Source organism: Pseudomonas sp. RV120224-01b (genome assembly GCF_003208145.1).
GTDB classification, from domain to species: domain Bacteria; phylum Pseudomonadota; class Gammaproteobacteria; order Pseudomonadales; family Pseudomonadaceae; genus Aquipseudomonas; species Aquipseudomonas monteilii.
This window is the reverse complement of record NZ_QKMQ01000009.1, coordinates 119892-146494: the sequence shown is the minus strand read 5'-3', so window position 1 is coordinate 146494 and position 26603 is coordinate 119892. Positions and strand designations below refer to the sequence as shown.

The following is a 26603-nucleotide window of genomic DNA, read 5'->3' as shown; positions in this document are numbered from 1 at the left end:
CTGGGCTTTCTTTTTAATCAGAAAAACCAAAGATCTCGACTACTTAAATGCCTGCCTCGCGTTCCGAAAGTCGTCTGCAGCGGCTGTTGCCGGCGCCCCTGAATATTCCCCCAAAAGAATGGCTGCGTGCCGCCATCGGTGCGTTGCTCGGCCTGTTCCTCGCCGGCTGGCTGACCAGCATCGCCTATGGCCCCGGTATCGCCCTGCACCTGCTTGGCCCGCTGGCCGCCTCGGCTGTGCTGGTGTTCGCCGTGCATTCCGGCCCATTGGCCCAACCCTGGCCGGTGCTGGGCAGCTATGCCCTCGCGGGCGCGGTCGGCCTGGCCATGCGTGAAGGCTTCGGCCCCGAGCTGTGGGTGGCCGCTGCCGCCCTGGGCATCTCGCTGCTGGTGATGTGCCTGCTGCGCTGCCTGCACCCGCCGGGTGGCGGGGTGGCGGTGAGCGCCGTGCTGGCTGACTCAGGGCTGACCGCCATGGGCGACCACCTGCTGGAGCCGGTGCTGCTCAATGCGTTGATCCTGGTGACAGTGGCGATTGTCTACAACCGCCTGACGGGCGTGCGCTACCCGAAAGGCGCGGTGCCGCGCAAAGACCTGCACCACACCCATGACCCGCTGCCCGGCGAGCGGGTGGGCATCCGCAGTGAAGACCTGGACCAGGCCCTCGAAGAGCTGGGCGAGTTCGTCGATGTCACCCGTGACGAGCTGGAGCGCATCATCCTCGCCACCGAGCAACACGCCCTGCAGCGCAGTCTCGGCGGTATTACGGCGGCCTCGGTGATGTCCCGCGACGTGCAGTTCGCCACGACCGACACCACCCTTGAACAGGCCTGGAAAATGCTCGCCAGCCACCACCTGAAAACCCTGCCGGTGTTACAGCACGGCAAACTGGTGGGCATCGTCAGCCTCAGCGACCTCGTTGGCCCGGCCATGCAGCGCGGCCGTTTCAGCTGGCGCGGGCTGTTTGGCCGCAAGGCGGTGCGCATGGAGCAGGTGATGAGCCGGCGGGTGGTGAGTGTCAGCAGCCAGCACCCGTTGGAGCGTCTGCTGCCGCTGTTGTGCGAACAAGGCTTGCACTGCCTGCCGGTGCTCGACGCCGGCCAGCTGGTGGGGGTGATTACCCAGACTGACCTGATCGCCGGCCTCAAGCGCCAGTTGCTCAGCAAAGCCGAGGCTTCAGATAACCGGGTCCCAGCGCTGTGACCAGTCGCTGGCGCCGGCAGCCACCAGTCGGCGCAAGATAGTGAAGGCCTGTTGAAGGGCTTCGCTGTCGCGTTCGCGTGGATACACCAGGAAGGTTGGGTAAGTGAACTCCGGTGCCTGCGGTACCCGCTCGAACGCGCCGCTGTCCAGGTATGCCTGCACCACCCGCGTGCGGAAGTAACCGCTGCCACCCTGGTCGAGAATGAACTGCAAAGCCAACGGGCCGAGGTTGAAGCTTAACGCCGGGCGCGCGCAATCGGGCAGGGCGGCATCGTGCCGGCGGCGGAAAGCCTCGCCCCAGTCGATGTAGATATACGGTTCGGGTTGGTCGACGCGGCGCACGCGGATCAGTTTCTCTTCCATCAACTGTTCCACCTGCAAGCCCGGCCCGTAGGTCGGCTGGTACACCAGTGCAGCGTCCAGCAGGCCCATCTCGACCTTGCGCAGCAGCGACTCGCCGTCGCTCACTTCGCTGCGTATGGCGTGGCTGGGCAGTTCACGGTGCAGGGCAGTGACCCAGTCGAGCAACATCGGGTTACCCAGGCTGACTTCTGCCCCCACATGCAGCACTTGCTGGCAGCCTTCAGGCAGCGGCAGGTCGCGCCGCGCGGCTTCCCAGGTTTGCACCAGCTGGTTGGCATAACTGACAAAGGCCTCGCCGTCGCTGGTCAGGCTGGCACCGTTGCGGCTGCGCACGAACAGCTGGCAGCCCAATTGCTGCTCCAGGCGCTGCACCCGGGCGGTAATGGCTGTTTGTGACACGAACAGGCGTTCGGCAGCGGCGACCAGGCTGCCGCAACGCACGATTTCCAGAAAGGTTCGGGCCTGTTCGATATCCATGGGCTGCTCGGTGGCTGAGGGGTGGCCTATTCTAGAGCCTTTGCACCGTTATGGGGCGCTTTTGCGTTTTCTGCAAATTTGCAGGTCGGTTGTGACTTTAGTCCCATGGCGGCGCTGTTGTAGCGGTCCATACTCAAGGTTCGCCCTTCAATAACAACAAGTACCGGGTTCCTTTCGCTATGAGCTATCAGCACAGCTACGCCCATTCCATTTCCGACCCTGCCGCATTCTGGGCGGAACAGGCCGCGCACCTGGCCTGGCACCGCAAGCCTGCCCTTACCCTGCAAGACAACGCCGACGGGACCCACCGCTGGTTCGCCGATGGCCGCCTGAACAGCTGCTACCTGGCCCTCGATCACCAGATCGAGCAGGGCCGTGGCGAGCAGCTGGCACTGATTTACGACTCGCCGGTGACGGGCGTGCAGCAGGCCTACACCTATAACCAGTTGCGCGACGAAGTGGCGCGGCTGGCCGGCTTGCTGCGCCAGTTGGGGGTCAACAAGGGCGATGGTGTGATCATCTACATGCCCATGGTGCCGCAGGCGGCCATGGCCATGCTGGCCTGCGCGCGCATTGGTGCGGTGCACTCGGTGGTGTTCGGTGGCTTTGCCGCCAACGAGCTGGCCCTGCGCATCGATGACGCCCGGCCGACGCTGTTGCTCACGGCATCCTGCGGGCTGGAGTTCGACCGGGTGATTGCCTACAAGCCGTTGGTCGACCGTGCCCTGCAACTGGCCCGGCACCAGCCGCGCAATGTGCTGGTGCTGCAACGGCCGCAGGCACAAGCTGAACTGCAGCCAGGCCGCGACCTGGACTGGCAGGCGGCCTTGGCCGGCGCCACGCCGGTCGCCCCGGTCGAACTGGATGCCGGTGACCCGCTGTACATCATGTACACCTCGGGCACCACCGGCAAACCCAAAGGTATCGTCCGGGAAAACGGCGGTAATGCTGTGGCGCTGTGCTATGCCATGCGCCATATCTATGGCATGCAGACCGGCGATGTGTGGTGGGGCATTTCCGACGTGGGCTGGGTGGTCGGCCATTCGCTGATCGTCTACGGGCCGCTGATGAGCGGCTGCACCACGGTGTTCTACGAAGGCAAGCCAATTCGCACCCCGGACGCCTCGGCCTACTGGCGGGTGGTGGAGCAATACAAAGTCAATGCGCTGTTCTGTGCGCCCACCGCCATGCGTGCCATCCGCAAGGAAGACCCGGAGGGCGAGCTGATCCGCAAGCACGACCTCAGCTCGCTGCGCCAGCTGTTCCTGGCGGGTGAGAAGCTCGACTCAAGCACCCATGAATGGCTGGAGCGGGTCAGTGGCAAGCCGGTGCACGACCATTGGTGGCAGACCGAAACCGGCTGGCCGGTCACTGCCCCCTGCGTCGGGCTGGAAGGCAGTGCGGCCAGGCCGGGCTCAAGCAACCGGGCGGTACCGGGCTACCATGTGCGTGTCGTGGATGACGAAGGCCACTTGCTGGGGCCTGATCAACAAGGCTCGATTGTCATTGCGCTGCCGTTGCCGCCCGGGTGCAGCCAGACGCTATGGGGCGACCACGAGCGTTATTTGCAGGCCTACCTGCGCACCTATCCGGGTTACTACCACACAGGCGATGGCGGCTACCTGGACGATGATGGCTTTGTCTACATCATGGGGCGCACAGATGACGTGATCAACGTGTCCGGGCACCGCCTGTCCACCGGCGAAATGGAAGACCTGGTGGCCTGTCACCCGGCGGTGGCCGAGTGTGCGGTGATTGGCGTACATGACGAGATCAAGGGGCAGGTGCCGCTGGCGCTCGTTGTGCTCAAGGACGGCGAGGGCATCAGCGAGGCGCAGTTGCTGGTGGACCTGGTGGGCAGCGTGCGCGAGGCGATCGGCCCGCTGGCCTGTTTCAACCGGGTTCGGCTGGTGAAGCGTTTGCCTAAAACGCGGTCGGGGAAGATCTTGCGGGCGGTGCTGCGCAAGATTGCCGACGGGCAGGAGTATGTGCCGCCCTCGACCCTGGATGACCCGGCGGTGCTGGGGGAGATCGAGGGGGTGCTGGCGGATCTGCCCAGGGCGGGTTAAGGCCTGCATCCACCTGAGCTTCGCCCAGTCGCCCCAGCGGATCGCAAGGGCGGATATCCAGGGCCGTTAGTGGTTGAGTGATGCCTGCGCCCGGGTTGTGACAGGGCGCGGGTCTGTCAGGCTACGGCCTGTGCGCCTGTGATCTCAACCAGCGAGCCACACATGAAGGCCGCCTCGTCGGAGGCCAGGAAGGCAACCAGTGCAGCGACTTCCTCAGGCTTGCCGATGCGCCCGAAGGGCACCATCTTGTCCAGATCGGCAATGGTCCGGCCCGACCTGAGTACACCTGCTTCGAGCATCGGTGTGTGGATCTCGCCTGGGCAAACCGCGTTCACGCGGATGTTCTGAGGGGCGTAGTCGCGCGCCAGGTTCTGGGTGAACGAAGCGACAGCTGCCTTGGTGACGTTGTATGCGATGTGGCCAGGTGCGGGGTAAAGGCCCCACTGCGAGGCCGTGTTGACGATCGCGCCGGCACCCTGCTCGATCATGACGGGCAGTGCTGCGCGGCACAGGTGGAACATCGAGTCCAGGTTGATGGCGAAGCTGGTGTGCCAATCGTCCTCGCTCAGTGCCAGAAGGCTCCCGCGGCGGTTGATACCGGCATTGTTGACCAGGACGTCGATGCGCCCGAGTTTGGCGACAACCGATTCAACCAGCCCACGGCAAGCCTCACCCGAACCGATGTCAGCTGCCAAGGCAATTGCCTTGCCACCGGAGCCCTCGATCGCGCTGGCTACGTCCTGTGCCGCTGCCAGGTTGACGTCGCTGACCACGACGGTAGCACCTTCGCTTGCAAGGCGCGTCGCGATGGCCGAGCCGATACCGCCAGCGCCTCCAGTCACGATCGCAACTTTGTTCTCGAATCTGTTCATTCCGGACTCCCGGTGAGCGTTGATTGGTGTCTGTTTTGTTTTTGTGTGCAGTGCTGCGTGCAAAGCTATCGGCTTATGCAGCACCCTGTCAACTGACTCGAGCAGGCGAAGTACGAAGTATTGGGTTGCTCAATGAAATAGCGGGCACCAGCGAGCCATCGACCAAATGATGATCAATCTGGGTGGAACGCCGGATAAACGCTGTGAGGGGCCGTGATAATTATCGGTACGTACTTTGGAAGTGCGGGGCACCTATACGTGACCTGGCCAAGACAGTTGCTTAGGCCACCGACATGCGCGCAGTAAGATTCTGCTGCATGTAGTCCAGAAAACGCCGCTGGAACAGCATGGTGTGCTCATGCGCAGCAGCTTCTGCGGCATCGGCATCGCGTGCTGCGATGGCATCGATGATTTCGTCATGGTCGCGCCCCAGTTTGTGGGTGCTGGCCGAACTTACGATATGGTCGAAGTGCAGGTGAAGCAGTCGCTGGCCTTCTCCCAGCAAGCGCTCGTAGTAATTGATGAAGTAAGGGTTGCGCCCGGCGTGGGCAATGGCCATGTGGAAGGCCTTGTTCAACTCCGACATGGACTGGAAGTCGCCCGATGTTACTGCCTTGAGGTATTCGGCATCGGCTTGGCGGATTTTTTCGAGGTCTTCCGGACGATGTTGAATGGCCGCCAGGCGAGTGACTGCACGTTGCATCAAGTCCAGCGCGGAGATGTAGTTTGGAAACTCTTCGATCTCGAAGGGTGTAACCAAGGTGGTACGGTTTGGCAGGATGACCACCAGGCCCTCAGTGATCAGCCGAGCCAGTGCATCCCGCACAGGGGAGCGGGAGAGGCCGAATTGAGCGGCAAGGGACACTTCGTCCAGCTGTACCCCGGGTTTGAGCTTCAGGGTGAGAATCTGCTTGCGCAGTTCTTCATAGATGTAGCGCCCACTGTGGCGACGTACACCACTTTCTTTATCGTTATCTTTAGTCATCATCAGGTCTCGTTGGCTCTGGCCTTTATCATACAGGCCGGGCCTTGTCATGTTGCAACTCCTGTCGCCGCCCGATGAGTCGGTACCGCAAGGGGAGCGGTCACTGCGTTCAAAAAGCCGCGCCCAGCATGTCTGGGCGCGGCTGCAGGGGCGCTGTGGTCAGCCTTCTCCCCATGTGTCGCTGAGCATGAAGCCTGCGCCGAGCGGGTCGTCTGGATCGACGCCCAACTGTTGAAGGCCATACAGCCAGGCCCGCCCGGTCACGCGTGGCAATACCGCCGGTTTGCCGGCGACATCGGTATGGCCGAGCAGGGCGACCTGGAACTGGCCGCCGATGGTCGAGCGCGATACCAGGTGATCGCCGGCCTGTACCTTGCCGCGTGCCGCCAATGTGGCCAGGTTGGCCGAACTGCCGGTGCCGCAGGGCGAGCGGTCGACCCGGCCCGGGGGCAGGGTGGTGCAGGTCTGGTAGGTGCGGTCGTCCAGGCGGTTGCGGAACATTACATAGGCCACCTCGTTCACTGACGCAAGCAAGGGGTGCTGGATGTTCAATTGCCGGTTGATCACTGCCCTCAGCGCTACGCCGGCATCGGCCAGTTGCCGGGCATTTTCCGGTGCGATCGAGAGCCCGACCTGCTCGACGTCGATCAGCGCGTAGTACACACCGCCAAACGCCACGTCGATCTTGATCGTGCCGAAGGCTTCGGTCTCGATGGCCAGGTCCAGATGCTCGACAAAGGCCGGTACCATGTCCAGCGACACGTTCAGGCAGCGGCCGTCCGCGCATTGTGCGCGAGCGGTCACCAGGCCTGCAGGCGTATCGAGCACCACGGTGGTTTCTGGCTCTTGCATCGGCACCATGCCCAGTTCGAGCAGGGCGGTGACGACGCAGATGCAGTTGCTGCCCGACATAGGGTGAGCCTTGTCGGCCTGCAGCACGATGAAGCCTGCGTGGGCCTCGGGGCGAGTGGGCGGCAGCAGCAAGTTGACCGACATCTGCAGGCAGCCGCGCGGCTCCAGCGTCACCAGGCGGCGCAGGCTGTCGTCGACGTCGTTGATGTAGTTCATCTTGTCGAGCATGGTGGCACCCGGGACGCCGATGACGCCCCCGGTGATGACCTTGCCGATCTCGCCTTCGCAGTGCACCTCAGCCAGCTGAAGCGTCTGTTTCCAACGCATGGGTGTTACCTCACTTGATGTACCAGCCCCAAGGCTGTTCGCTGTCGTAGCGGGTGATCTGCTTGGTTTCCAGGTAGTTGTTCAGGCCCCATTCGCCCAGCTCGCGACCAATGCCGCTGGTCTTGTAACCGCCCCACGGTGCTTCGGTAAAGGTTGGCTGTGAGCAGTTGATCCAGACGATACCGGCGCGGAACTTGCGCGCGACGCGTTCGCAGCGCTCGATGTCTTTGGACATGACTGCGGCACCCAGACCGAAGCGCGAGTTGTTGGCCGACTTGACCGCTTCTTCTTCGGTGTCGAACGGGCGGATGCACACGACCGGGGCGAAGATCTCTTCGTTCCAGATCCAGCTGTCTTCCGGCACATCGGCGAACACGGTTGGTTGCAGGTAGAAGCCTTTGTCCAGGTGCGCCGGGCGTTCGCCGCCGCACACCAGGCGGGCGCCTTCTTCCAGGCCGCGGGAGATGGCTTGCAGTGTACCTTCGTATTGGCTGCGGTTGACCAGCGGGCCGAGCAGCACGCCTTCTTCCATGCCGTTGCCGATCTTGATCTTGCGGGTTTCTTCGGCCAGGCGCGCCAGCAGTGGTTCGTACGCAGAGCGTTCGACCAGCACGCGGGAAGTGGCCGAGCAGACTTCACCCTTGTTCCAGAAGATGCCGAACATGATCCACTCGACGGCCTTTTCGATGTCGCTGTCGGCGAAGATCACGAACGGCGACTTGCCGCCCAGCTCCAGGGTGACATTCTTGATGTCCTGCGCGGCGGCTTGCATGATGCGGCTGCCGACCGGCACGCTGCCGGTGAAGGCCAGCTTGTCCACGCCGGGGTGCGCGGTCAGGGCGGCACCGACCTTGGAGCCTGGGCCGGTGACGATGTTCAGCACACCCGCTGGCAGGCCGGCTTCATCGGCGATGCGGGCCAGTTCCAGTGCGGTCAGTGAGGTTTGCTCGGCGGGCTTGAGGATGATGCTGCAACCGGCGGCCAGCGCAGGGGCGATTTTCCACGAAGCCATCAGCATCGGGAAGTTCCACGGCACGATGGCGCCGGCAACACCGATCGGCTCCTTGCGGGCGATGGAGCTGAAGCGGTCATCGGACAGCGCGACGTCTTTCTCGCGGTGGCGGTCCAGTTCCTCGGCCAGTTTGGCGTAGAAGTCGAAGCAGCCGGCAGTGTCGCCGATGTCCCACATGGCTTCCGGGAACGGCTTGCCGTTGTCGCGCACTTCAAGTTCGGCCAGCTCTTCCTGGCGGGCACGGATGCCGTCGGCAATCTTGCGCAGGTACTCACCACGCTCGGCACCGCTCAGGCGCGGCCACGGGCCCTCGTCAAAAGCGGCGCGGGCAGCCTTGACCGCGAGATCGATGTCTTCTTCGGTACCCGATGCCACGCTGGTGATCAGGCTTTCGTCGCTCGGGTCATACGAATTGAAACTGCCGCCCTGGACAGGGCTGACCCATTGGCCATTGATGTAGAACTGGTCGTAGCGGTTCATGCAGTACCTCCAATAAGGGCGAAGCGACGAGCGCTGAATGCGGACAGGTTTTGTGCCGGGGTACGGTTTGCAGCCAGGTCGGCGACCAGGCGGCCGGTGGTGGCGCCCAGGGTCAGGCCGAGCTGGCCGTGGCCGAAGGCCATGATCACGTTTTTCAGGCGGGGCGAACGGTCGATGACCGGTTTGGTATCAGGCAGGAACGGCCGGTAGCCGACGCCGAACTCCATCCCCTGGGTGTTGAGTTGTGGCAGTACGCGGCGTGCTTTTTCCATGATGATTTCGGCGCGCTTGAAGTTGGGTTCGGCGCCGGGGGCGGCGAACTCGATGGTGCCGCCGATCTGCAGGCCGCGGGTCATCGGGGCGAAGCAGAAGCCGCCATCGGCGTAGATCACCGAGTGGCGAATCTCCACGTCAGGGGTGGGCAGCACGGCCTGGTAGCCAGCGATGCCGGCCAACGGGATGTTTACACCCAGTGTGTCGAAGAAAGGACGTGCGCCAGTACCGGCAGCCACCACGACGTGGTCGGCTGGCAGGCGGGTGCCGTCGGCCAGGGTCACACCGCTGGCGCGGTCGTGGTTCTCATCGATTTTCACGGCTTTCTGACGCAGGCGCACGCCACCTTGGGCGATGAAACTTTCGGTCAGTGCGGCAATGAAACCCTCGGTATCGCTGACGGCGCGCCAGTCAGGGAACATCAGGCCATGCTGGAACTTGCCGGCCAGGGCCGGCTCCAGATCGCCGATGGCGGCGCCGTCCAGCTCTTCGGACTTGAAGCCCAACTGCTTGCGCAGTTCCAGGTGCGGGCGTTCGTGGGCCAGACCTGCTGGCGAGTCGAACACCTCAAGGATCGGGCGGTCACCCAGCAAGGTTTTGTCCGCGCAGACATCCAGCAACGGGGCATAGTCGGTGTAGACATGTTGGGTCAGGCGCGCCATGTCCTCGGCGATCTCATGGATCTTCGACGAACGTGCGCAGGCCAGAAAACGCAGGAACCAGGGCAGGATGCCCGGCAGCGCGCTCGGGCGCAGGGCCAGGGGGCCTTTCTGGTCCAGCAGCCAGCCCGGGATCTTCATCAGGATGCCCGGCTTGGACAGTGGAATGACTTCACTGACCGCCATCTGACCGCAACTCCACTTGGCGGTACTGTCGCCCGGTGCGGCGGGGTCGATGAGCGTGACCTTGTGGCCTTCGCGCTGCAGGTACAGCGCGCAGCAGACACCGACGATACCGCCGCCGATGACTACCGCGTTCTGCGATGACGATTGTGGGGTGTTCATGGTTCGTCTCGTATCAAGAGAGGGGGCGAAGGGGCCGCAGGGCGGCCCCGTGTAGCCTTACTGCTGCGAAGCTTCGAACACCTTGCGGAACTCGGTTTTCTCTTCGTCGGTCAGCGGCAGCAGCGGTGCACGTGCGTTACCGACCTTGAAGCCGGCCAGCTCTGCGCCGTACTTGACCTTCTGCACGAACTTGCCGCTTTCCAGGTTGGCCATGGCCGGGAACAGGCTGCGCATCACTTGCTGGGCGCCACGGATGTCGCCGCTGGTGAAGGCTTTGTGGAAGGCAACGACCTTCTCCGGGAAGATGTTGGCCGGGCCACAGATCCAGCTGTCGGCGCCCCACAGGTAGAAGTCCAGCGCCTGGTCGTCGGAACCGCAGGACAGTTGGATGCCCTTGTATTTTTCACCGATCTCGATGGCGCGCAACAGGTTGCCGCTGCTTTCTTTAATGCCGACCACACGTGGGTGATCGTTGAGCGCAGCGATCACGTCCATGCCCACTTCGACGTTGGTGCGGATCGGGTAGTTGTAGAGCACAACATTGATCTCGGGGAAGGTCTCGAGAATGGTGTTGTAGTGGGCCAGCAGCTCTTCCTGGGATGGCAGCGCGTAGTACGGCGGGGCGATCAGCAGGTTGGTGTAGCCGGCGTCGACGGTCTGCTTGATCTGCTCCAGCACCTCGCGGGTGCAAGAGCCGTTGGCGCCGGCGATCAGGGTGCCGCGGTCACCGACCACTTCCTTGACGGTAGCCAGGATCTGGCGGCGCTCTTCATTGGTCAGGGCGTAGTATTCACCGGTCGAACCCAGCGGAACGAAGCCGCTGACGCCGGCTTTGAGTTGGTGCTCGAGAATCGAGGCCAGGGTGTCGTGGTCGACTTTGCCAGCGGCGTCGAACGGGGTGACCAGAGCGGGCAGGATGCCATTGAGTTTCATGGTGGTTCTCCAGGTTATCAAGGGAGGTTTAGTAGGCGTAGCGGCGCAGCAGGCGCCCTTCGACCACGCCGACCAGGCGGGTCAGCGGGAAGGCCACGAGGAAATAGATGACCGCCACCGCCGAAAGGAACTCGACCGGGCGGGCAGTGCTGTTGGAAATGTTCTGGCCGACGAACATCAAGTCAGCGACACCCACCGAAGAGATCAATGCGCTCTCCTTGAACAGGCTGACGATGTTCGACAACAGCGGCGGAACCGAGCGCAGCAGGGCCTGCGGGAAGATGACGTAGAGCACCTTCACCTTCGACGTCAGGCCCAGCGCGGTGCAGGCGTCATGCTGTTCACTGGCGATCGACTTGAGTGCGCCACGGAAGGTCTCGCTGGTGATTGCACCCATGTACAGGGTCAAGGCGATCAGTACCGACACGTACGGCGGGATGTCCAGGCCGAATACCACCGGGAAGCAGAAGAACACCCAGAACAGCTGGATCAGCAAGGGCGTACCGCGGAAGAACTCCACATAGAGGGTCAGCGGCAGGCGCACCAGTTTGAGTTTCACCTGGCGCAGCAGGCTGACCGCAAAACCAAGCAGGCTACCGAACAGGGCGCACAGACCGGTGAAGGCCAGGGTCAGGGCCAGGCCCTTGAGCAGTACGGGCCAGTAGCCCAGCACAACCGAAAAATCGAGTGGCATGGTGATTTCCTCAGCGCTGTCCGGCCAGTTCCTGGCGCCGCTCGAACCACTGCACCAGCTGCGCGATCGGCAGCGACATGGCGAAGTAGATGAGGGCGATCAGGGTGTAGGTTTCCAGCGGGCGGTACGCCTCGGTGGCGAGGCTCTTGCCCACGTACATCAGGTCTGCCACCGCGACGATGGCCACCAGTGCGCTTTGCTGCAGGGTGCCGATGCCATTGGTGATCAGCACCGGCAGTGCGCTGCGCAGCGATTGCGGCAGAATCACGTACAGCGTGCGTTGCCACGCCTTCAGGCCCAGCGCGATGGAAGCATCCAGGTGCTCGCGCGGCACCGCCTGCACACCTGCCCGATAAGCCTCGGCGTTGAACGCGGTGAGGTTCAGGCCCAATGCCAGGAAGCCCATGGCGATCGGGTCGATGAACACGTTGAACAGCATCGGCACGCAATAGAAGAACCAGACGATCTGCAGCAGTGCCGGGGTGCACCGGAAAAACTCGATGAACAGCTGCGCCGGCCAACGGATGAAGAACCAGCGGCTGAGGGTCATCAGGCACAGCAGGAAGCCGCAGACCAGGCCGATCAGGTTTGAAACGAGCGCCAGTTCCAGCGTTACTTTCAGGCCGTCGAGCAACGCCGGGAACGTGCCACTGAGGAAATGGAAGTCGAATTGATAGTTCATGGCAGTGCCCTCAGTCGAAATGCACGACCTTTTCCAGGAACTCGCGGGTGCGGGCTTCCTTGGGGTGGGTGAAGATCTGTTCGGGATGGCCCTGCTCGACAACCTTGCCGTTGGCGCAGAACACCACGCGGGTGGCGATATGGCGGGCAAAGTGCATGTCGTGGGTGACGATGATCATCGCCATCTTTTGCTCGGCCAGTTGCATCATCACGTTCTGCACTTCGATGACCATTTCCGGGTCCAGCGCCGAAGTCACTTCATCGAACAGCATCAGGCGCGGTTCGAGCATCAGCGCACGGGCAATCGCCACACGTTGCTTCTGGCCGCCAGAAAGCTGGGACGGGTAGGCGTGCAGCTTGCTTTCCAGGCCCAGCCGGGCGAGGTAGGCGCGGGCTTTTTCGGTCGCTTCGGCCTTGCTCAGGCCATGCACCTTGACCGGGGCCAGAATCAGGTTGCCCAGTACCGACAGGTGCGGAAACAGCGTGTAGTGCTGGAACACCATGCCGATCTGCTTGTGCAAGGCTTCATCCAGAGGCTTGCCCTGTTTGCGGGCGCCATCGATGTAAGGCTTGCCCTGGAACTGAATGCTGCCGCCCTGGATGCCTTCGAGCCCCATCAGTACGCGCAGCAACGAGCTTTTGCCGCTGCCCGATGGGCCGATGATGACGAGGCGATCATCGGCACGCATGTCCAGGTTCATCTGGTCCATGACCACCAGCTGCTCGCTGTAGGCTTTGCGCACGCTGCGCAGTTGGATGAAATTGCCGTTCATGTCTGAATTCGGGGTGAGCGAAGCCTGTGGCTGGGAAGCCACCAAATGAGGAGTGGTCATTACAGTCGTCTCCGAAGGGCCTGCTGCGAGGCCCTCTATATGTCCGCTGGAGTTACTGGGCTTTGCCGCCCGCGATGATTTCGGCGGCGGCCTTGTCCACCAGCTTGTCGATCTCGCCCGACTCGCGACGCTGAGTCAGGTAGGCATCGAGCTGGGCAAGGTCTGCAGCAGGCGTGTCATGGGCCAGGGCGAAGGACACCCCTTGCTTGGCCATGGCGGGGACAGGAAGCACTTCCTTGACCCAGCTGTTGGCCATGGCGAACAGATGGTTGGTGTCGCTGGCGTCGGCCAGCACGTCGGCGCGGCGCGACATCAGCGCCATGCGCGTTTCATCCGAGCCTGGCAGGCGCATCAGCGTGGCGTTCTTGATAGCGGCGGTAACGGCCTTGTCTGCTGCGGTACCGGAGATGACCGCGATGGTGACACCAGGCTTGTCGAAGTCAGTGATGGCGTTACCGGCACCGCTGAATTTCGGGTTCTTCTCATTGATCAGCAATGAAACCTGGTAGTCAGTGGCCGGAGTCGAGAAGGCCACGGCTTTTGCACGCTCAGGCGTCTTGTTGAGTGCCATGGCCATATCCCACTTGCCGCTCTGCAGGCCGGCCACCTGGTTGTCCCAGCTGGTGTCGACGAACTGTGCCTTGACCTTGAGCACGTTCTCGGCGAAGTCGCGGCACAAATCAACGAAGTAGCCGCTGTATTGGCCTGAAGCCGGATCGCGCATCACATAGGGGGCTGCGACAGCTGCGCCGCACCGCAGTACACCGGCTTTCTGGACGTTTTGCCAGGTTGGCGTGTCGGCGTGCGCCGCAGGTTGCGACAGCAACGCCAGGGCTGCGGTAAGGCATGCAACGCCGGCGCTGACTTTGCGTGAAAGGGACCGTGCCATGTTGAATCTCTCCGGTAATTTGTTTTTGTAGGCAGAAGAGCAAGCAAACGAATCGCTGTATTTTATTTGAGTGCCGTAATGTGTGCAGCAATGCATTCAGGCTATTGTGACTCTGCGCAAGCTGTCAACACGCCTGAAAGAATTTTTTGAAGCAAAGCGCCCCCGATCACCTGCAAAAAGTGATTGGGAAGGGCGCTGCTGGGGAGGAGGGGGCGAAGCTAGGCGGGACTGCTGGTCAACTGCAATTCGTTGAGAAAACGCTCAAGGATCATGTTCGGACGGCGCCCCTTGCGGGTCGCGATGGCGAGCTTGGCATCGAAGTACAGGCGGTTGGGGTCAAGCGCTGCCATGATGCCTTTTTCCACCCAGGTGGCGGCATAGTGATCGGGCAGGAAACCGATGTAGCTGCCGGTCAGGATAAGAAACGCGATCCCCTCACGGTCAGTCGCCGAAGCCCCGAAGTTGAGCAGTTGGTGCAGCCCGATCGCCTCGGCGGTCATCCGATAGGTCGGCACCACGGCATCGGCCTGAGCCAGTTGTTCGTCGGTGACACTGGCGGCATGGGCAAACAGCGGATGCTCGTGGCTGCAATACAGGTTTGAACGTTCCTCGTAGAGCAGGCTGTAGTCCAGGCCTGACAGGGGCGAAATCAGCGGTACTGCGCCGACATGCAGGTGGCCGTCCAGAAGGCCGCGCTCGATTTCACCGGGGGTGCTCATGCTCAGGTTGATGCGCACGCCGCTGCCCTCGGCGCGCACGGCCTTGAGCGCATGGGTGATGCGCATCTTCGGCTGGGTGACCAGGTTGTTGACGATCGCGACGTTGAGGTCGCCGCGCAACTGTTGGTGCATCTGGTTCACTTCGCTGCGAAAGCCCTCGATGGCCACCAGCACGGTTTCACTGGCGCGCAGCACCTCACGGCCTTCGTCGGTGAGCGCAAAGCCCGCTCGCCCCCGCTGGCACAAGCGCATCCCCAGGCGTTTTTCCAGGTCGCCCATGTGCAGGCTGATGGCGGACCGGGTGATGCCCAGCGCACTTTCGGCGCCAGAGAAACTGCCGCATTCGGCGACGGTTTTGAAAACCCGCAGCAGCCTGAGATCAAAATCACTTACCTGATGCAGGGGCGTCTTCTTGGTCATGCGTGAGTTTTCCAATAACTGACAGCAAGAAAATATAGATTTATCGCACATGACTTTCCAGCACAAGCTAGGCCCATCACACCACGCTCAGGATTACCGTCATGAACCAGGCCTTGCAGACACCTCTCTCCTTGGCCAGTGGCCTCCAGCTTGAAGCGCACTGGATGCCGTTCTCCTCCAATCGGAACTTCAAGAAAGACCCACGCTTCATCGTGGGTGCCAAAGGTAATCGCCTGATCGATGAGCATGGCCGTGAGGTGTTCGATAGCCTCTCGGGATTGTGGACTTGTGGGGCGGGCCATTCCCGGCAGGAAATTGCTGACGCGGTCGCGACGCAATTGGTGTCCCTGGATTACTCGCCAGCGTTTCAGTATGGCCACCCCTTGTCGTTCCAGCTGGCCGAGAAGATTGCCGCTTTGGTACCCGGTAATCTCAACCACGTATTCTTCACGGGGTCGGGGTCCGAGAGCGCCGATACCTCCATCAAGATGGCCCGCGCGTACTGGCGCCTGAAAGGGCAGCCTCAAAAGACCAAGCTGATTGGGCGTGCCCGTGGTTACCACGGCGTGAACGTAGCAGGCACCTCGCTGGGTGGCATTGGCGGCAACCGCAAGATGTTCGGCCCATTGATGGATGTAGACCACCTCCCGCACACCTTGCAGCCAGACCAGGCCTTTACAAAGGGGACAGCCGAGACGGGCGGCGTGGCCTTGGCCAATGAATTGCTGAAGCTGATCGAGCTGCATGATGCCTCCAACATCGCGGCAGTTATCGTCGAACCGATGTCCGGCTCGGCGGGTGTCATCGTGCCGCCGCAAGGCTACCTCCAACGCCTGCGCGAGATCTGCGACCAGCACGACATTCTGCTGATCTTCGATGAGGTCATCACGGCTTTCGGGCGCATGGGGACCATGACCGGTGCCGAGTACTTCGGCGTCACGCCGGACCTGATGAACATCGCCAAGCAGGTCACCAACGGTGCCATCCCGATGGGCGCCGTGGTTGCCTCCAGCGAGATCTACAACACCTTCATGTACCAGGCGTCTCCCGAATACGCGGTCGAGTTCGCCCACGGTTACACCTATTCGGCCCACCCGGTTGCGTGCGCAGCTGCCCTGGCCACCTTGGACCTGCTGGAAAAGGACAACCTGGTTCAGCAGTCGGCGGAACTGGCACCGCACTTCGAGAAAGCCATTCATGGCCTGAAGGGCAGCCGGCACATCGTCGACATCCGCAACTGCGGCCTGGCCGGTGCGTTGCAGATTGCGCCACGGGATGGCGATGCGCTCATTCGCCCGTTCGAAGCGGGCATGGCGTTGTGGAAAGCAGGTTTCTACGTGCGCTTTGGTGGCGACACCCTGCAGTTCGGCCCAACGTTCAACACCCAGCCCCAGGAACTGGATCGCCTGTTCGATGCCGTAGGCGAAGCCTTGCACGGTATCGACTGATCAGCACGCTCTCGTGCGACGGGAGCTTCCTTAATACAACAAATAGACAGCTTGTCACCAAGCTCGAGGAAAGAAGATGGCAACTATCAAGCACTTGATCCATGGTGAACACATCGCGGACGACGCCCGCACCACGGATGTGTTCAATCCGTCCACTGGCCAGGCTATCCACACGTTGGGCCTGGCGAGCCGCGCCACCGTGCAAAAGGCCATCGACTCGGCCCAAGCCGCCTTCCCGGCCTGGCGCAACACCCCGCCCGCCAAGCGCGCGCAGGTAATGTTCCGCTTCAAGCAACTGCTGGAGGCGAACGAGCAGCGAATCGCCCAACTGATCAGCGAAGAGCACGGCAAGACCATTGAAGATGCCATCGGTGAACTCAAGCGTGGCATCGAGAACGTCGAGTTCGCCTCGGCCGCCCCAGAGATCCTCAAGGGCGAATACAGCCGCAACGTCGGCCCGAATATCGATGCCTGGAGCGACTTGCAGCCCATTGGCGTGGTCGCCGGCATCACCCCGTTCAACTTCCCGGCCATGGTGCCGCTGTGGATGTACCCACTGGCTATTGCCTGCGGTAACTGCTTCATCCTCAAGCCGTCCGAGCGCGACCCAAGCTCGACGCTGCTGATCGCCGAACTGCTGCATGAAGCCGGCCTGCCAAATGGCGTGCTGAACGTGGTGCACGGTGACAAGGAAGCAGTGGATGCACTGATCGAGGCGCCTGAAGTGAAGGCCCTGAGCTTCGTCGGTTCTACCCCGATCGCCGAATACATCTATGCCGAAGGCACCAGGCGCGGCAAGCGCGTACAAGCCCTGGGCGGTGCCAAGAATCACGCGGTGCTGATGCCCGATGCCGAGCTGGACAACGCCGTCAGTGCGCTGATGGGCGCTGCCTACGGTTCGTGCGGCGAGCGCTGCATGGCGATCTCGGTGGCCGTGTGCGTCGGTGACCAGGTGGCAGACGCCCTGATTGCCAAGCTCGAACCCCAGATCAAGGCGCTGAAGATCGGTGCCGGCACTTCCTGCGGCCTGGACATGGGCCCGCTGGTCACTGCTGCTGCGCGTGACAAAGTGCTGGGCTACATCGATGACGGCGTTGCCGCCGGTGCCAAGGTCGTTGTGGACGGCCGTGGCTTCAAAGTGGCAGGCAACGAAGACGGCTACTTCGTGGGCGGCACCTTGTTCGACCGCGTTACCCCGGAAATGCGCATCTATAAGGAAGAGATCTTCGGCCCGGTGCTGTGCGTGGTCCGCGTGAACAGCCTGGAAGAGGCGATCAAGTTGATCAACGACCATGAGTACGGCAACGGCACCTGCATCTTCACCCGCGACGGTGAGTCGGCGCGCCTGTTCTGCGACGAGATCGAAGTCGGCATGGTCGGTGTCAACGTGCCGCTGCCAGTACCGGTGAGCTACCACAGCTTTGGCGGCTGGAAGCGTTCGCTGTTCGGCGACCTGCACGCCTATGGCCCGGACGGTGTGCGCTTCTACACCCGCAAGAAGGCAATTACCCAACGCTGGCCGAAACGCACCAGCCATGAGGCCGCTCAATTCGCTTTCCCTAGCAACAGCTAAGGCAAGCCCTTGGTTCGAATGCCTGCGCCGTTCACTGTTCTGACGGAGAACCGCGATGGCGCAGGCGTTCGTCACGCTTCAAGCGTCTGGCTCACTTCATTAATAGGTCGACAAGTATCATGGCGATTACCAACCAATACGTGAAAGATCTTGATCGCGAGTACGTATTTCACTCGTGGTCTACCCAAGGCACACTCAACCCTCTGGTGATCGCCGGTGGCGAAGGCAGCACGGTCTGGGATTACGACGGCAAGCGTTACCTGGACTTCTCCAGCCAACTGATCAACACCAACCTGGGGCATCAGCACCCAGCGGTCATCGCTGCCATCCAGGAACAAGCCGGCGCATTGACCACCATCGCCCCGGCAACGGCCAACCTGATGCGCGGTGAAGCCGCCAAGCGCATCATCGAGCAGGCCCCGGCCGGCTTCAAGAAAGTCTTCTTCACCAACGGTGGCGCTGACGCCAACGAAAACGCGATCCGCATGGCGCGTCTGTTCACCGGTCGTGACAAGGTGTTGTCGTCCTACCGCTCCTACCACGGCAACACCGGTTCGGCGATTGTTGCCACCGGTGACCCGCGCCGCGTGCCGAACGAGTACGCCCGTGGCCACGTGCACTTCTTCACCCCGTACCTGTACCGCAGCGAGTTCAACGCCCAGACCGAGGCTGAAGAAACCGAGCGCGCCCTGCGTCACCTGCGTCGTGTGATCGAGTGCGAAGGCGCGAACTCGATCGCTGCCATTCTGTTGGAGAGCCTGCCGGGTACCGCCGGTGTGCTGGTGACCCCGGCCGCTTACATGCAAGGCGTGCGCGAACTGGCCAACGAGTTCGGCATCATGCTGATCCTCGACGAAGTGATGGCCGGTTTCGGCCGCACGGGCAAGTGGTTCGCCTTCGAGCACTACGGCGTGGTGCCGGACCTGATCACCTTTGCCAAGGGCGTGAACTCGGGCTACGTACCTGTCGGAGGTGTGGTGATCTCGGAGCAACTGAGCAGCTACTTCGACACCCACTTCTTCCCAGGCGGCCTGACTTACTCCGGCCACCCGCTGGCCATGGCCTCGATTGTCGCGTCGATCGACACCATGCGCAAAGAGCGCGTGGTCGAGAACGCCCAGGAAATCGGCGAAAAGCAGCTGGGCCCGCGTCTGCGTGAACTGCAGCAGCGTCACCCGGCCATTGGCGAAGTCCGTGGCGCCGGTGTGTTCTGGGCCCTGGAATTCGTCAGCGACAAGACGACCCGTGCGCCGTTGGCCGCGCAGACCATGCTCGCCTTGAAGAACAAGCTGATGGAGCGCGGCCTGCTGCCGTTCGTGGTCGAAAACCGCATCCACGTGGCGCCGCCTTGCATCATCACGGCTGAAGAAGTCGAGGCCGGTATCGCTATCCTGGATGACGTCATCGGTTCCGTGCTGGGCTGACAGCTTCTCACCACTGTCGAAGGCTTAGGCTTGAGACATTTGCCGCCTTCACGCTGGGCGGCCTTTTTATTCCTGAAAGCCAAAGCCAGGCTAAGCCTGGCTTTGGCGTTTGCATGGGTATCGCACCTTTCTGCTGCGCTTGCCCGGTAAAGCTCAGGGCGGCGCATCAGGTCCGGGGTAGCCAGCCCATTTGACGCTTCAGTACCGAGTCACTCGACTCGCCCACCAGTTCTTCGTAAACGCCCGGGGCCGTTGCACCCTCGGTACTGATCAGCAACACGCGCGATTGCCCATCGAGCCTGACGTCAGCAGACAGGCTGGGGGTGCGCATCAGTCGGGTCAGGGCAGAGAGGCCTGCTACCGCCGACTCACCCGCCACCAGCGGAATGTCTTGCTGGCTGCCCTGAGCCAGTCGCTTCATCGATGCCACGGCTTCGTCATCCTCGATGGTCATGAAGAAGTCGACGCATGGCTGCAGGAACTGCCAGGCCAGAGGGGAGGTTTCACCGCAGGCCAGGCCCGCCATGACAGAATCCACCGAGCCGGTTGCCTTGGCTGCTTTGCCGGACTTTGCGCTTTGATAGAGGCAGTCCGCTTGCGCCGGCTCAACAACGATGAAGGTAGGGCGTTGCTCAGCAAAGTGTTCCCACAGGTAGCTGGCAATACCCGCTGCCAGGCCGCCCACACCGCCTTGCAGGAATACGTGGGTAAACGGCGGCTGCGGGGTGCTTTGAGCTTGCAGGTCTTCAATGATCTCAGCGGGAATGGTGCCGTAGCCTTGCATGACATCCCTGGGGATATCCTGATAGCCCTCGTACGAGGTGTCAGATACCACCCGCCAGCTGTTGCGCTCCGCCAGGCTGGCCGCTTCCTCGACGGATTCGTCATAGTTGCCAGTGATGCGCACGATTTGTGCGCCATAGGCCGCGATGGCGGTCTCTCGCTCGACGCTGACGTTGGCATGCAGCACGATCACGCAGCCGCAGCCAATACTCTGGGCTGCGGCAGCCAATGCACGTCCGTGGTTGCCATCGGTCGCGCTGATGACGGTGAAGTTAGCCAGTTCGGCTGCATGCTTGCCGGCAAACAGGTCTGCAGCGCTGAACTGGCGCTCGGCGAAGGTGCGCATGATCAGGCGCACCAAGGCGATCGGGGCGCCAAGCGCCTTGAAACTGCCCAGTTGCGAGCGCACCGATTCATCTTTGACCCATACCTGCGCGACGCCCAGCTCACTGGCAAGCCCCGGCAGGTCATACAGCGGCGTGCCATTGGCATTGATGCTCGACCACTGGCCAAGCCACTGGCGACTTTCGTTGGCGCTGGCGATGCTCATGATCCGCTTGAGATCATCAGGGTAGGGTTGGCGGGTTACGTTCGGGTTCGCTAACAGCATTTCGGACTCCAATGGCAGGCAAAGTAGGGCCACTGCCGCCGGTAATCACTGGCGGGCACAGGTGGGCAGGGGAGATCAGCGGGGCGTGTTGAGGCGCCGCTGGACGACATCCAGCAGCACTTGTGCACCGTTGAGCAGCTGGTCGTCGTCAGTATGTTCGCGGGGGTTGTGGCTGATGCCCCCACGGCTAGGCACGAAGATCATTGCGGCAGGTGCAATGCGGGCGATCATCTGCGCATCGTGGCCTGCGCCCGAAGTCATGCGGCGCAGGCTGAAGCCAAAGCGTCGGGCAGAGTCTTCGATAGCATTTGCCAGGGATGGGTCAAAGGTCACAGGCTGGAATCGCACCAGTTGCTCGGTTTCAATCGACACGCCTTCCTCTTCGGCAATTTCTGCAAGTCGTGCGGCGAGCTGTTGTTCAGCTTTCAGCAGTTTGCTTTCGTCTGGGTCCCTGAGGTCGACAGTGAAGCTGGCGCGACGCGGGATAACGTTGATCACATCAGGCTCGAAGGTCATGCAGCCGACAGTCGCGAGCGTGGTGCCACTGCTTTTGGCGAGGTGCCGCAACTCGGTGGTGATGGCGCAGGCCACATAGCCAGCATCGTGACGCAGGTGAGTAGGGGTAGTGCCCGCGTGGTTCGCATTGCCCTTTACGGTCACCTGTTGCCAGGAAATGCCCTGCAGATTTTCCACCACGCCGATCAAGGTGTTTTCCGCCTCCAGAATGGGGCCTTGTTCGATGTGCAGCTCCAGGTATTCGTGGGGCACCAGGGCGCCTGGTTCCAGCTCGCCGGCATAGCCGATGCGGGCAAGCTCATCACCCAGGCGGCTGCCGTCGGTACCTACAGTGTCCAGGGCGTCTTCAACGCTCATGCCACCGGCATAGACCAGCGAGCCCATCATGTCCGGTTGGTAACGCACGCCTTCCTCGTTGGTGAAGGCGCCCACGGTGATGGTGCGTGGTGGCAACACGCCTGCTTCACGGTATGCACGCTGTACGGCCAGCCCAGCCAGCACACCGTAGCAGCCGTCCAGGGCCCCGGCGTTGGTGACCGTGTCGATATGCGAGCCCATCATGAAGGGGCGGTCGTGTCCGGTGTCGCTTGTTGAGCGGAGCGAGCCAAAAATGTTGCCGATACGATCAACCTGAATGTCCAGTTCAAGCTCGCGCATCCAGGCCACTAACTGATCACGGCCCGCTTTTTCCGCATCGCTGAGCGCGATGCGCGTCCTGCCACCTTGGGTCAGGTCAACACCAATATCGCCCAAGGTTTTGATCTGCTGAAGAAGCTTCGCACCATTCAATTGCAAGCCAGGCACATTGCTCATTCCTATCTCCGCAATGCGAAGGGCGGATGCCGCCACTTCGCGTTGTTGTTCTGTGGTTACCGAAAAATGATATTCCTTTAACAGTGTATGAAATCTTGATTTTGTGCCTGTTAGCGTAGTTTTATTGCGTTTGAGTGCATGAACCACTGGATTCATTACGAGCTGACCATGAGCCTTGATTCGTTTGACCGTGCCTTGCTGGAAGTGGTCCAGCGCGATGCATCAACATCCCAGATAGCGCTTGGCGAGCAGGTGAGCCTGTCCTCGGCGGCGGTCAACCGGCGCTTGAAGAAATTGGGCAGCGAAGGGGTCATTCAGCGCACGGTGGCGCAGGTGAACCCTGCGAGCCTGGGTTACATGCTGACCGTCATCACCGAGGTCGAGGTAGAAAGTGAGCGGTTGGAGCTGCTGGACGAAATGAAAAGAACTTTCATGGCGTGTCCGCAGGTTCAACAGTGCTACTACGTGGCAGGGGAGTGTGACTTCGTGCTCATCATGCTGGTCAGGAACATGGAGCAGTACACCCAATTGACCAGGACGCTCTTTTTCCAAAGCAACAACGTCAAGCGCTTCAAGACACTGGTTTCAATGAGCAATGTGAAAACCGGGCTCGTGGTGCCGACCGACTTGGAAGATTGAGCGTGGAATGAGACGGGGGCAACTGTCGTTGCCCCCGTCCGGTGCTGCTGAACCTGGCTGCTACCCGTTATTGTTGTCGTTGCCGGCAGCCATGGCGGCGAAGGCGGTTCGGATTTCCGAGTCTTGAATCTCCAGTAGACATTGCAGGCGCGTTCATCGCTCAGACAGCGCGGCACGCTGTTCATGATTCTGGGCGTTTGTGGCATGCGTCCTTCTCTGGTGGATCAGGCCAAGGCAGATGATCATCACGGCCAGGAGCCCGGTGGCCGTGATCTCCGAGCGATAGGCCGGGATGAAGAACATGCCGATCAGTGCACCGCTGATGAACAGGATCACTGCCCAGGTCAGCCACGGGAACAGCCACATGCGAAACGCCGGCAGCTTGCCTGCGGCCATCAGCTTCTTGCGCAGGCACAGCTGCGAGACGGCGATGACCAGGTAGACGAGCAGGGCGACAGCACCGGAGGTAGAAAGCAGGAACTTGAATACGTTTTCGGGGGCGAAGTAATTGATGAAGGTTGCCACGATGCCGATCACCGTCGAGCCTGCTACTGCTGCGAGTGGCACGTTCGCGTTGGTGGTGTACTTGTACAGTCGTGGCGCATCACCGCGTTTGGCCAGCGAGTAGAGCATGCGCGAGGCGGTGTACACCTGGGAGTTCATGCAGCTGGCGACCGCCAGCAAGACAACGATGTCGATCACCAGGTTGGCGTTGGGAATGTTCATGATTTCCAGAGCGCGCTGGAACGAGCCCACTTCTGGCAGGCGCGGATCGTTCCAGGGTACGACAGACAGGATCATCAGGATCGACAACAGGTAGAACACGCAGATGCGCCATACCACCGAGTTGGTGGCGCGGGTGATCTGGCGTGCGGGATTCTTCGATTCTGCAGCGGCGATGGTCACCACTTCGGCGCCGATGAAGCTGAACATGGTGGTCAGCATGGCACCAATGACCGCAGACAATCCATTCGGTGCGAAACCGCCGTGCTGGGCCATGAGTTGCCCGATGCCGCTGACTTCACGATTGGGCAGCAGCCCCATCAGTGCAGCTGCACATAGCGCAATGAAGGCGATGATGGCGACAATCTTGATCAGCCCAAACCAGAACTCGAACTCACCGTAGCGGGCGACACTGAAGAAGTTGGAGCACGTCAGCAGCACGATCATGGCCAAGGCAGTGATCCAGGTATCAATCGCCGGTACCCAGGTGTGAACGATGTTCGCTGCAGCAATGGCTTCCAATGGAATGGCCAGTACCCAGAACCACCAGTACAGCCAACCGATGCTGAAGCCGGCCCAAGGGCCGATGGCCCGGTCGGCATAGGTTGAAAACGAACCGGTATCCGGTGATGCGACCGCCATTTCGCCCAGCATGCGCATGACCAGCACGACCAGCGCGCCAGTGAATATGTAGGCCAGGATAACGGCTGGGCCGGCCTTGGCGATGGCATGCCCGGAGAAGACGAACAGGCCTGCACCGATGACGCCGGCAATCGAAAGCATGGTGACATGGCGCTGCTTCAAGCCGGGAGCGAGTGATGTATTCGACATGGATAGACTCATTATTTGTTCTTGGAGCGTTCTAATCCGTACAGCAGGCAAGGCCCCCGACGCGCTGAAAAAGATCGTGCGGTGGGGTGAAGCGTTAGCGCAGGCTTGCCTTGTGTAACAGGCACTCTGGTGACGGTGCCAACGTGTCATTCAGCGGTCCGCCGCTCGTGCGGCCCCTACAGATCACAAGACTTTGGGTGAAAGCATTGTTGAGTTAAATCCATTTTTTCTCACGCTATGTTTCTAAAATGCTCACCCATTATTGGCCAGCGAAGTGAGTGCTTTCGTGTTCAGCGCTTCGCCTGAAAAATGATTCCTCTGAGGATTAATCGCTACAGCGCGATGCTGTTGACAGCGCCAGGCATAATTTTTATTGTGAATGCAGTCATGCACACAAAATCGCATGCAGAAAGTGCCGTACCTTCCTGCCAAAAACAATGAATATCAGTGAGGTGTGAAATGGTTCTTCCGGTCCCGTCGTATCTGAAAGGTCTCTTCGTTGGCGCAAGCCTGTGTGGTGCATTGCTGGCTCAATCCGCTGCCCAGGCTGCGGAAACGTCGGTTTGGCAAACCATTCAAAAGGCAGGAGAGTTGCGCTGCGGTGCAGCGGTTGCTGCGCCGTACGTGATGCGTGACGCCAAGACAGGCGAGTACAGCGGCTACTTTGTCGACTTGTGCCGCGATTTCGGGGAGAAGGTGCTGAAGGTGAAGGTATCGTTTGTCGATACCAACTGGGACAACCTGGTGGCAGGTTTGCAAAGCAACAAGTGGGACTTGGCCATGGCCCTGAACCAGACCCCCGAGCGTGCCCTGGCGGTTGCCTTCACTGTGCCAGCCACCGATTACCAGGTATCGCTGCTGGTGAACAAGGACAACCCCAAGGTCGCTGATGTGAAAGAAGACCTTTCGGCCCTCGACAAGCCTGAAGTGACCTTCGCTGTCATGTCGGGCACCGCCCAGGACAAAGCCATTTCCTCGGTGATCCATAACGGCAAGATCATGCGTTTGCCGGGCATGGATGAAGCTCGCCTTGCGGTCATGTCAAAACGCGCTGACGTGCTGGTAGACGCCAGTGATACCAACCACTTGTTTGCAATGGCCAACCCCACCTGGACGCGTGAGATTTTGCCCAAGCCGGCCTTGGCCAAGCAGGGCGTATCGTTCGGCGTGCGGCGCGATATTTCGCCTGCCGACCTGGAGGTGCTGAATATCTACCTGCGCCAAAAGCGCGATACCGGCGATATCCAGCAACTGGTCGACAAGGCCTCGAACGAGGCCAATGCTGCGAAATAGGATTCCCTGGCATGCTGTCCGCGATTGTGGTGCGGGCAGCATTTTCCCGTTCTTGAAACAAGAAGGTGATAACTGATGTGTGACCCGACACGCCCCCTGGCAGGACAAACCGTACTGGTGACCGGTGCCTCTGGTGGTATTGGTGCCGCGATCGTCGAGCAGTTGGCGGCCGAGGGTGCGCGCCCGATCATTCATTACAGCCGTGACGAGCAGGGCGCCCGCGCATTGCTCGAGCGCATCGGTGGTAAGGGTTGGATCGTACAGGGCGACCTGAGTGATGAGGCCGGGCCAGAGCAGCTTTGGCAGGCCGCACTTGAGTTGAGCGGTGGCCGTATCCATGGTCTTGTGAACAACGCCGGTATCCGCACTGAAATTGGCCTGGAGGCCGACTCGGCACAGTGGCGCGCCGCTTGGCGCCGTGAGTTTCAGGTCAACTTCTTCGCTGCCGCCGATCTCAGCCGCGAAGCCGTCCAGCACTACCGTGCCCACGGTGGCGGACGAATCATCAACATGGCCAGTCGTGCGGCCCAGCGCGGCTACGCTGCCGATGCCTTGCCTTATGGCACCAGTAAGGCTGCGTTGATCAACCTTACAAAGTCCCTTGCCCGTAGCGTGGCTGCTGATGGTGTGGTTGCGGTGGCTATTGCGCCGGGTTGGGTGCGTACCGACATGGCTGAGCAGTTTGTCGCTCAACAGGGTGAAGCGGCGGCAGTGTCTGATATCCCGGTGGGGAGAATGGCCGCTCCTGCGGAAGTCGCTGAGTTGGTTGCGTTCACGCTGCGTCCGTCCCAGGCGTCGCTCAATGGCGCGACGCTGGACGTCAATGGGGGCAGTTACATCCGATAACTCAGCGGGTTTACTCGCG

General features: G+C 61.4%; 23 protein-coding genes. 8 read left to right on the top strand and 15 right to left on the bottom strand.

Annotation, left to right across the window (positions count from 1 at the left end):
- Nucleotides 1-47: 47 nt before the first annotated feature.
- Nucleotides 48-1202, top strand: coding sequence for an HPP family protein (locus N436_RS15870; protein WP_110741524.1), 1155 nt, complete (start codon nt 48-50; stop codon nt 1200-1202).
- Here the strand turns inward: N436_RS15870 and N436_RS15865 are convergent.
- Entirely contained in the window at nt 1176-2042 is an 867-nt protein-coding gene (locus N436_RS15865; RefSeq protein WP_105947928.1) for a LysR family transcriptional regulator, read from the bottom strand. The two genes, N436_RS15870 and N436_RS15865, sit on opposite strands and share 27 nt — an antisense overlap.
- A 179-nt stretch (nt 2043-2221) precedes the next feature.
- Here N436_RS15865 and N436_RS15860 point away from each other — a divergent pair, with 179 nt between their 5' ends.
- A complete protein-coding gene (locus tag N436_RS15860; protein WP_110741523.1) occupies nt 2222-4111 on the top strand; it encodes a propionyl-CoA synthetase in 1890 nt (629 codons plus the stop codon).
- A 116-nt stretch (nt 4112-4227) separates the two neighbouring features.
- On the opposite strand, the gene N436_RS15855 is transcribed toward N436_RS15860, so the two are convergent.
- The 11 genes from N436_RS15855 to N436_RS15805 form a co-directional block, all read right to left on the bottom strand.
- Nucleotides 4228-4983, bottom strand: a complete 756-nt coding sequence (locus tag N436_RS15855; RefSeq protein WP_110741522.1) for an SDR family NAD(P)-dependent oxidoreductase — start codon at nt 4981-4983, stop codon at nt 4228-4230.
- 280 nt (nt 4984-5263) lie between these two features.
- On the bottom strand, nt 5264-5971 hold the full coding sequence (locus N436_RS15850) for a GntR family transcriptional regulator (protein WP_105948027.1): 708 nt from the start codon (nt 5969-5971) through the stop codon (nt 5264-5266).
- Nucleotides 5972-6127: 156 nt separating this feature from the next.
- Nucleotides 6128-7147 carry a proline racemase family protein gene (locus N436_RS15845; RefSeq protein ID WP_110741521.1) on the bottom strand — a complete coding sequence of 340 codons (1020 nt, stop codon included), beginning with the start codon at nt 7145-7147 and terminating at the stop codon, nt 6128-6130.
- A gap of 10 nt (nt 7148-7157) precedes the next feature.
- Complete coding sequence (locus N436_RS15840) at nt 7158-8639, bottom strand: aldehyde dehydrogenase family protein (protein ID WP_105947932.1); 1482 nt, start codon at nt 8637-8639, stop codon at nt 7158-7160.
- Nucleotides 8636-9916, bottom strand: a complete 1281-nt coding sequence (locus tag N436_RS15835; RefSeq protein WP_110741520.1) for an FAD-binding oxidoreductase — start codon at nt 9914-9916, stop codon at nt 8636-8638. The genes N436_RS15840 and N436_RS15835 overlap by 4 nt, the downstream gene beginning before the upstream one ends.
- Before the next feature lie 57 nt (nt 9917-9973).
- Nucleotides 9974-10849 carry a 4-hydroxy-tetrahydrodipicolinate synthase gene (gene dapA / locus N436_RS15830; protein WP_105947934.1) on the bottom strand — a complete coding sequence of 292 codons (876 nt, stop codon included), beginning with the start codon at nt 10847-10849 and terminating at the stop codon, nt 9974-9976.
- Nucleotides 10850-10877: 28 nt separating this feature from the next.
- Nucleotides 10878-11543: an amino acid ABC transporter permease gene (locus tag N436_RS15825; RefSeq protein ID WP_110741519.1), complete on the bottom strand. Its 666-nt coding sequence runs from the start codon at nt 11541-11543 to the stop codon at nt 10878-10880.
- Between the two features lie 10 nt (nt 11544-11553).
- On the bottom strand, nt 11554-12225 hold the full coding sequence (locus N436_RS15820) for an amino acid ABC transporter permease (protein WP_105947936.1): 672 nt from the start codon (nt 12223-12225) through the stop codon (nt 11554-11556).
- 10 nt (nt 12226-12235) lie between these two features.
- Nucleotides 12236-12997 carry an amino acid ABC transporter ATP-binding protein gene (locus tag N436_RS15815; RefSeq protein WP_256589975.1) on the bottom strand — a complete coding sequence of 254 codons (762 nt, stop codon included), beginning with the start codon at nt 12995-12997 and terminating at the stop codon, nt 12236-12238.
- A 112-nt stretch (nt 12998-13109) separates the two neighbouring features.
- Nucleotides 13110-13946, bottom strand: coding sequence for a transporter substrate-binding domain-containing protein (locus N436_RS15810; protein ID WP_110741518.1), 837 nt, complete (start codon nt 13944-13946; stop codon nt 13110-13112).
- Nucleotides 13947-14164: 218 nt separating this feature from the next.
- The gene (locus tag N436_RS15805; protein WP_105947939.1) at nt 14165-15085 is read right to left on the bottom strand and encodes a LysR family transcriptional regulator; all 921 of its coding nucleotides are present in this window, start codon (nt 15083-15085) and stop codon (nt 14165-14167) included.
- Between the two features lie 101 nt (nt 15086-15186).
- On the opposite strand from N436_RS15805, the gene N436_RS15800 reads away from it, so the two are divergent.
- The 3 genes from N436_RS15800 to N436_RS15790 all read left to right on the top strand — a co-directional run bounded on the left by N436_RS15800 (nt 15187) and on the right by N436_RS15790 (nt 19530).
- A complete protein-coding gene (locus tag N436_RS15800; protein WP_110741517.1) occupies nt 15187-16533 on the top strand; it encodes an aspartate aminotransferase family protein in 1347 nt (448 codons plus the stop codon).
- Nucleotides 16534-16609: 76 nt separating this feature from the next.
- The gene (locus N436_RS15795; protein WP_110741516.1) at nt 16610-18106 is read left to right on the top strand and encodes a CoA-acylating methylmalonate-semialdehyde dehydrogenase; all 1497 of its coding nucleotides are present in this window, start codon (nt 16610-16612) and stop codon (nt 18104-18106) included.
- A 119-nt stretch (nt 18107-18225) separates the two neighbouring features.
- Nucleotides 18226-19530 (top strand): aspartate aminotransferase family protein, encoded by a 1305-nt coding sequence (locus N436_RS15790; protein ID WP_110741515.1) that lies wholly within the window; start codon nt 18226-18228, stop codon nt 19528-19530.
- A gap of 166 nt (nt 19531-19696) precedes the next feature.
- On the opposite strand, the gene N436_RS15785 is transcribed toward N436_RS15790, so the two are convergent.
- Nucleotides 19697-20923 carry a diaminopropionate ammonia-lyase gene (locus N436_RS15785; protein ID WP_110741514.1) on the bottom strand — a complete coding sequence of 409 codons (1227 nt, stop codon included), beginning with the start codon at nt 20921-20923 and terminating at the stop codon, nt 19697-19699.
- A gap of 75 nt (nt 20924-20998) precedes the next feature.
- On the bottom strand, nt 20999-22252 hold the full coding sequence (locus N436_RS15780) for a Zn-dependent hydrolase (RefSeq protein WP_110741513.1): 1254 nt from the start codon (nt 22250-22252) through the stop codon (nt 20999-21001).
- A gap of 168 nt (nt 22253-22420) precedes the next feature.
- Between N436_RS15780 and N436_RS15775 the strand changes: the two genes are divergently transcribed.
- Nucleotides 22421-22891, top strand: a complete 471-nt coding sequence (locus N436_RS15775) for an Lrp/AsnC family transcriptional regulator (protein ID WP_105948028.1) — start codon at nt 22421-22423, stop codon at nt 22889-22891.
- Between the two features lie 153 nt (nt 22892-23044).
- Here the strand turns inward: N436_RS15775 and gabP are convergent, their stop codons facing one another.
- Nucleotides 23045-24445 (bottom strand): GABA permease, encoded by a 1401-nt coding sequence (gene gabP, locus N436_RS15770; protein ID WP_105947945.1) that lies wholly within the window; start codon nt 24443-24445, stop codon nt 23045-23047.
- A gap of 459 nt (nt 24446-24904) precedes the next feature.
- Between gabP and N436_RS15765 the strand changes: the two genes are divergently transcribed.
- Both N436_RS15765 and N436_RS15760 read left to right on the top strand, forming a co-directional pair.
- Entirely contained in the window at nt 24905-25738 is an 834-nt protein-coding gene (locus tag N436_RS15765) for a transporter substrate-binding domain-containing protein (protein ID WP_105947946.1), read from the top strand.
- Nucleotides 25739-25813: 75 nt separating this feature from the next.
- Nucleotides 25814-26584 carry an SDR family NAD(P)-dependent oxidoreductase gene (locus N436_RS15760; RefSeq protein ID WP_105947947.1) on the top strand — a complete coding sequence of 257 codons (771 nt, stop codon included), beginning with the start codon at nt 25814-25816 and terminating at the stop codon, nt 26582-26584.
- Nucleotides 26585-26603: the final 19 nt, after the last annotated feature.